General features: G+C 49.7%; 2 protein-coding genes. Both read left to right on the top strand.

Going from position 1 to position 467, the window contains the following annotated elements; genetic code table 11:
* Positions 1-199: aminotransferase class I/II-fold pyridoxal phosphate-dependent enzyme (locus K0039_RS25215; protein WP_228106871.1), on the top strand; the 199-nt coding region annotated here is incomplete at its 5' end.
* The coding region (hisB, locus tag K0039_RS25210) for a histidinol-phosphatase (protein ID WP_228106870.1) at positions 199-467 on the top strand (269 nt) is incomplete at its 3' end. The genes K0039_RS25215 and hisB, both read left to right, overlap by 1 nt.

The following is a 467-nucleotide window of genomic DNA, read 5'->3' as shown; positions in this document are numbered from 1 at the left end:
GGTTTTTGACTCTGAAACCAACTACATTCTGGCGCGCTTTAAAGCCTCCAGTGCAGTGTTTAAATCTTTGTGGGATCAGGGCATTATCTTACGTGATCAGAATAAACAACTCTCTTTAAGCGGCTGCCTGCGAATTACCGTCGGAACCCGTGAAGAAAGCCAGCGCGTCATTGACGCCTTACGTGCGGAGCAAGTTTGATGAGTCAGAAGTATCTTTTTATCGATCGCGATGGAACCCTGATTAGCGAACCGCCGAGTGAGTTTCAGTTGGACCGTTTTGACAAACTCGCCTTTGAACCGGGCGTGATCCCGGAACTGCTGAAGCTGCAAAAAGCGGGCTACAAGCTGGTGATGATCACTAATCAGGATGGTCTGGGAACACAAAGTTTCCCGCAGGCGGATTTCGATGGCCCGCACAACCTGATGATGCAGATCTTCACCTCACAGGGCGTGCAGTTTGATGAAGT

Origin of the sequence: Terrisporobacter mayombei, assembly GCF_020748465.1 — a bacterium.
Classification (GTDB): domain Bacteria; phylum Bacillota; class Clostridia; order Peptostreptococcales; family Peptostreptococcaceae; genus Terrisporobacter; species Terrisporobacter mayombei.
Note: the sequence above shows the minus strand (reverse complement) of the source record. Positions and strands in the feature narration are given on the sequence as shown.